This window comes from Streptomyces sp. YS-3, from assembly GCF_045257485.1.
In the GTDB taxonomy this organism is placed as follows: domain Bacteria; phylum Actinomycetota; class Actinomycetes; order Streptomycetales; family Streptomycetaceae; genus Streptomyces.
Map to the genome: position 1 here is coordinate 1 of NZ_JBJHPC010000441.1, position 6,052 is coordinate 6,052.

General features: G+C 71.2%; 3 protein-coding genes and 1 pseudogene. 2 read left to right on the plus strand and 2 right to left on the minus strand.

The genetic code is table 11. The features are described 5' to 3' along the window. Both ACJA3G_RS27570 and ACJA3G_RS27575 read right to left on the minus strand, forming a co-directional pair. On the minus strand, positions 1–321 hold a 321-nt coding region (locus tag ACJA3G_RS27570), incomplete at its 3' end, for a hotdog fold thioesterase (protein ID WP_406555745.1). 77 nt (positions 322–398) lie between these two features. Next, the gene (locus ACJA3G_RS27575; protein ID WP_406555746.1) at positions 399–2,681 is read right to left on the minus strand and encodes an FdhF/YdeP family oxidoreductase; all 2,283 of its coding nucleotides are present in this window, start codon (positions 2,679–2,681) and stop codon (positions 399–401) included. Between the two features lie 132 nt (positions 2,682–2,813). Here ACJA3G_RS27575 and polA point away from each other — a divergent pair, with 132 nt between their 5' ends. After that, positions 2,814–5,525, plus strand: coding sequence for a DNA polymerase I (gene polA, locus ACJA3G_RS27580; RefSeq protein WP_406555747.1), 2,712 nt, complete (start codon positions 2,814–2,816; stop codon positions 5,523–5,525). Between the two features lie 331 nt (positions 5,526–5,856). Then, positions 5,857–6,052: pseudogene (locus ACJA3G_RS27585) on the plus strand (lytic transglycosylase); the annotation flags it as partial.

Genomic DNA, 6,052 nt, shown 5'->3' on the forward strand with positions numbered 1-6,052 from the left:
ACTCCGCACCCCCCGGTGATGCGTGCAGTTCAGATCGACCCCCACCGCGATCTTGGTGATCCCGCCGTGCAGCATCGCCCCCACGGACCCGAGCGTCTCGGCCAGCACGGCCGACGCCCCGCCGTGCAGCAGCCCGTACGGCTGCGTGTTGCCCTCGACCGGCATCGTGCCGACGACCCGCTCCGCGGAGGCCTCCAGGACCTGCACGCCCATCCGGGTGCCGAGGTGTCCCGCGGAGAACAGCGCGGGCAGGTCGATGCCCAGCGCCGCGTACTCGTCGACGACCCCCTGCGGGAACTTCACCTTGCTCTGCTCACCCATGGCGCGGGACTCCGATCGTGGTGGTCCGGTTCCGTCTCCGTGGCCCGCTGGCCACGCCGACCTGTCTGAGCGAACGCTTAGACGGTCGCCGATTGTTCCAGACGCACGATCACGGACTTGCTGGCAGGGGTGTTGCTGGTGTCCGCCGTGGAGTCCAGCGGCACCAGGACGTTGGTCTCCGGGTAGTACGCCGCCGCGCACCCCCGCGTCGTCGGGTAGTACACGACCCGGAACCCCGGGGCCCGCCGCTCCACCCCGTCCCTCCACTCGCTCACCAGGTCCGCGTACGCACCGTCCGCGAAGCCCAGCTCCCGGCCGTCCTCCGGGTTCACCAGCACCACCCGGCGCCCGCCCTTGATGCCCCGGTACCGGTCGTCCAGGCCGTAGATCGTGGTGTTGTACTGGTCGTGCGAGCGCAGGGTCTGCAGCAGCAGCCGGCCCTCGGGCACCCTCGGATACTCCACCGGCGCCGCCGTGAAGTTGGCCTTGCCGGTCGCGGTGGGGAAGCGGCGCTCGTCGCGCGGCCCGTGCGGCAGCCGGAAGCCGCCGGGCTTCGCCACGCGCGCGTTGAAGTCCTCGAAGCCGGGGACCACGCGCGCGATACGGTCGCGGATCGTCGCGTAGTCCTTCTCGAACTCCTCCCACTCCACCTTCGACCCCGCACCGAGCGTGGCGCGCGCGAGGCGGGCGACGATGGCGGGCTCGGAGAGCAGATGCGGGCTCGCGGGCCGGAGGTTGCCGCGCGAGGAGTGCACCAGTCCCATCGAGTCCTCGACGGTGACGAACTGCTTGCCGCTCTTCTGTACGTCCTTGTCGGTGCGCCCGAGCGTCGGCAGGATCAGCGCGCGCCGGCCGGTGACCGCGTGGGAGCGGTTGAGCTTGGTCGACACATGGACGGTGAGCGAGGCGCGGCGCATCGCGGCCTCGGTGACCTCCGTGTCGGGCGTGGCGCCCACGAAGTTGCCGCCCATCGCGAAGAACACCTTGGCCCTGCCGTCGCGCAGCGCCTCGATGGCGCGGACCACGTCATAGCCGTGGTGGCGCGGCGGCGCGAAGCCGAACTCCTTCTCCAGGGCGTCGAGGAACGCGGGCGCGGGCCGCTCGAAGATGCCCATGGTGCGGTCGCCCTGGACGTTCGAGTGGCCGCGCACCGGGCAGACCCCGGCGCCGGTGCGGCCGATGTTGCCGCGCAGCAGAAGGAAGTTGACCACTTCGCGGATGGTCGCGACCGCGTGCTTGTGCTGGGTGAGGCCCATCGCCCAGCAGACGATGGTGCGCCGGGAGGCGAGCGCCATGGACAGCGCCTGCTCGATCTCCGCGCGCGTGAGGCCCGTCGCGGCCAGCGTCTCGTCCCAGTCGGCGGCACGGGCCGCCTCGGCGAACTCCTCGTACCCATGGGTGTGTTCGCGGACGAACAGCTCGTCCACGGCCCCCTCGGTCTCCACGATCATCTTGTTGAGCAGGCGGAACAGCGCCTGGTCGCCGCCGATGCGGATCTGGAGGAACAGGTCGTTGAGCTTCTGGCCGCCGAGCGCCAGCCCCTTCGCGGTCTGCGGGTTCTTGAAGCGCTCCATGCCCGCCTCGGGCAGCGGGTTCACCGAGATGATCTTCGCGCCCGCCCGCTTGGCCTCTTCCAGGGCGGAGAGCATCCGGGGGTGGTTGGTGCCCGGGTTCTGCCCGGCGACGATGATCAGGTCGGCCTGGTGCAGATCCTCCAGGGAGACGCTGCCCTTGCCGATGCCGATGGTCTCGGTGAGCGCCGAGCCGGACGACTCGTGACACATGTTGGAGCAGTCCGGCAGATTGTTCGTGCCGAACTCGCGCGCGAAGAGCTGGAGCAGGAACGCGGCCTCGTTGCTGGTGCGCCCCGAGGTGTAGAAGAGCGCCTCGTCCGGCGAGTCCAGCGTCTTCAGCTCGTCCGCGATGATCCCGAACGCCCGCTCCCAGGTCACCGCCTCGTACCGGTCGGCGCCCTCCGGCAGGTACATCGGCTGGGTGATCCGGCCCTGCTGTCCCAGCCAGTACCCACTGCGGCCCGCGAGGTCGGAGAGGGGGTGCGCGGCGAAGAAGTCCGGGGTGACGCGGCGCAGCGTCGCCTCCTCGGCGACCGCCTTCGCCCCGTTCTCGCAGAACTCCGCCACGTGCCGCTTGTCGCCCTCCGGCCAGGCGCACCCCGGACAGTCGAAGCCGTCCTTCTGGTTGACCTTCAAAAGCGTCCGCGTCGCCCGGGCCACGCCCATCTGCTGCTGGGCCATCAGCGCCGTGTACCCGATCGCGGGCAGCCCGGCGGCGGCGTGCTTGGGCGGCTCGACCTGCGGCGCGTCCTGGACCGGGTCCCCTGCGGGCGGCTTGGTGGCCATGGCGCTCCCCTTCGAGCGACGTGTGCGATACGTACGGTTCCGATCCTGTCACGGACCACTGACAACGGCCCCGGCGCGGTCCCCGCTCCGCACTGGCGGGGATTGTCAGTGGGGCGTGGCAGGATCGGGGACGTGGCTGAGACAGCATCGAAGAAGACCCCTGACAACCGACCGCGCCTGCTCCTCATGGACGGGCACTCCCTGGCGTACCGGGCGTTCTTCGCGCTGCCCGCGGAGAACTTCACGACCGGCGCAGGTCAGCCGACCAACGCCGTGTACGGCTTCATGTCGATGCTGGCGAACACGCTGCGTGACGAGACGCCCACGCACTTCGCGGTGGCGTTCGACGTGTCGCGCAAGACCTGGCGCTCCGAGGAGTTCCCGGAGTACAAGGCGAACCGCTCCAAGACACCCGACGAGTTCCGCGGCCAGGTCGAGCTGATCGGCGAGCTCCTGGACGCGATGAACGCCCCGCGCTTCGCGACCGAGGGCTTCGAGGCCGACGACATCATCGCGACGCTCGCCACCCAGGCGGAGGCCGAGGGCTTCGAGGTCCTCATCGTCACCGGCGACCGCGACTCCTTCCAGCTGGTCTCCGAGCACGTGACCGTCCTCTACCCGACCAAGGGCGTCTCCGAGCTGACCCGCTTCACCCCGGAGAAGGTCGAGGAGAAGTACGGCCTGACCCCGCAGCAGTACCCGGACTTCGCGGCGCTGCGCGGCGACCCGTCCGACAACCTCCCGGGCATCCCGGGCGTGGGCGAGAAGACCGCCGCGAAGTGGATCAACCAGTTCGGCTCCTTCGAGCAGCTGGTCGCGCGCGCGGACGAGGTCAAGGGCAAGGCCGGGCAGAACTTCAGGGACCACCTGGAGTCCGTCAGCCTCAACCGCCGCCTCACCGAGATGGTGCGCGACGTGGAGCTCCCCAAGACCCCGGCCGACCTGGAGCGCCTGCCGTACGACCGGACGGCGCTGATCGGCGTCCTGGACGTGCTGGAGATCCGCAACGCCTCGCTGCGCGAGCGGCTGCTCGCGGTCGACCCGGGCGCGGGCGAGCAGGAGGCGGCCCCCGCCCCCGCCGCCGGCGTGGAGCTGGACGGCGCGGTGCTGGGCGCGGGCGAGCTCGCCCCCTGGCTGGCCGAGCACGGCACGGGGCCGCTGGGCCTGGCCACCGTGGACGCCTGGGCGCTCGGTACGGGCAGCGTGAGCGAGATCGCGCTGGCCGCCGCCGACGGCCCCGCCGCCTGGTTCGACCCCTCCGAGCTCGACGAGGCGGACGAGCGTGCCTTCGCCGCCTGGATCGCGGACGCCGCCAGGCCGAAGGTCCTGCACAACGCCAAGGCCGCGATGCGGGTCTTCCCCGAGCACGGCTGGAGCGTCGCGGGCGTCACCATGGACACGGCGCTCGCCGCGTACCTGGTCAAGCCCGGCCGCCGCTCCTTCGCCCTGGACGCGCTGTCGGTGGAGTACCTGGGCCGCGAGCTCGCCCCCGCGGCCGTCGACGGGCAGCTCGCCTTCGGCACCGACGACCAGGCCGAGGCCGAGGCCCTGATGACCCAGGCGCGCGCCGTCCTGGACCTGGGCGAGGCCTTCACCGAGCGGCTCAAGGAGGTCGGCGCGACCGACCTGCTCCACGATGTGGAGCTGCCCACCTCGGCCCTCCTCGCCAAGATGGAGCGGTACGGCATCGCGGCCGACCGCCCCCATCTGGAGGCGATGGAGCAGCAGTTCGCGGGCGCGGTGCAGCAGGCCGTCAAGGAGGCCCACGCCTCGGTGGGCCACGAGTTCAACCTCGGCTCGCCCAAGCAGCTCCAGGAAGTCCTCTTCGGTGAGCTGGCCCTGCCCAAGACCAAGAAGACGAAGACGGGTTACACGACGGACGCCGACGCGCTGGCGTGGCTGGCCGCCCAGACCGAGCACGAGCTGCCGGTCATCATGCTGCGCCACCGCGAGCAGGCGAAGCTGCGCGTCACCGTCGAGGGTCTGATCAAGACTGTCGCGGCCGACGGCCGCATCCACACCACCTTCAACCAGACGGTGGCCGCGACCGGCCGTCTCTCCTCCACCGACCCCAACCTCCAGAACATCCCGGTCCGTACGGACGAGGGCCGCGCCATCCGCCGCGGCTTCGTGGTCGGCGAGGGCTTCGAGTCCCTGCTCACCGCCGACTACAGCCAGATCGAGCTGCGGGTGATGGCCCACCTCTCGGAGGACGCGGGCCTCATCGAGGCGTTCACCACGGGCGAGGACCTGCACACCACGGTCGCCTCCCAGGTGTTCGGCGTCGACAAGACCCAGGTCGACCCGGAGATGCGCCGCAAGATCAAGGCCATGTCGTACGGCTTGGCCTACGGCCTCTCGGCGTTCGGCCTCTCCCAGCAGCTGAACATCGAGGCGTCCGAGGCGCGCGGCCTGATGGACACGTTCTTCGAGCGCTTCGGCGGCGTACGGGACTACCTCCAGCGCGTGGTGGAGGAGGCCAGGGCGACCGGATACACGGAGACGATGCTGGGCCGCCGCCGCTATCTGCCGGACCTCAACAGCGACAACCGCCAGCGCCGGGAGATGGCCGAGCGGATGGCGCTCAACGCCCCGATCCAGGGCACGGCGGCGGACATCGTCAAGGTCGCCATGCTCAGGGTGGACCGGGCGCTGACCGAGGCGGGCCTCGACTCCCGGCTGCTGCTCCAGGTGCACGACGAAATCGTCCTGGAGATCGCACCGGGCGAGCGCGAGAAGGTCGAGGTGCTGGTCCGCCGCGAGATGGCCGCGGCGGTGTCGCTGCGCGCCCCGCTGGACGTGTCGGTGGGCGCCGGCGCGGACTGGGAGTCCGCCGCGCACTGAGTACGGGGCCCCGGTCCGCCGGCCCCTGAGGACCTGCCCGCCGGGGCGCTGCACCCTGCGGGCAGTTCTCTGCGCGGCGGCCACCCCACGGTGACTCCTGCGTGGTGGGCCTCGGCCCGTGGGGCGTTGGGTGTGGACTGTGGGCTTGGACCGTGAGGCTTTGGGCGTCAACCGATTCTTCGCCATATCCGGGAGGCTCCCGGGTGACGAAACGGTGAAAAGGTGAATAAGGGTCAGGGGGCGGTGTCGCGGCACCCAGTGGGTCCGTTAGGGTCTCCAGGAGCCTGCGCTGGGGAGCGCGAACTGCTGACCACGGGGAGGGGCTGGGCACATGGCACCGCAGATCGGTCGACGGCTGCGCAAGGGGGCGACCACGACCGCTGTGGCCGCGGCGGCGGTGGCGGCGCTCTCCGCCTCCCAGGGACCCGGCGTCCTGGCCAACGGCCCGGCGGGTGAACACGCGGCGTCCGGCACTCCGACGCCTCCCCCCGGAGCCCCGGCCAGCGGCAACTCGCCGTACTACACGG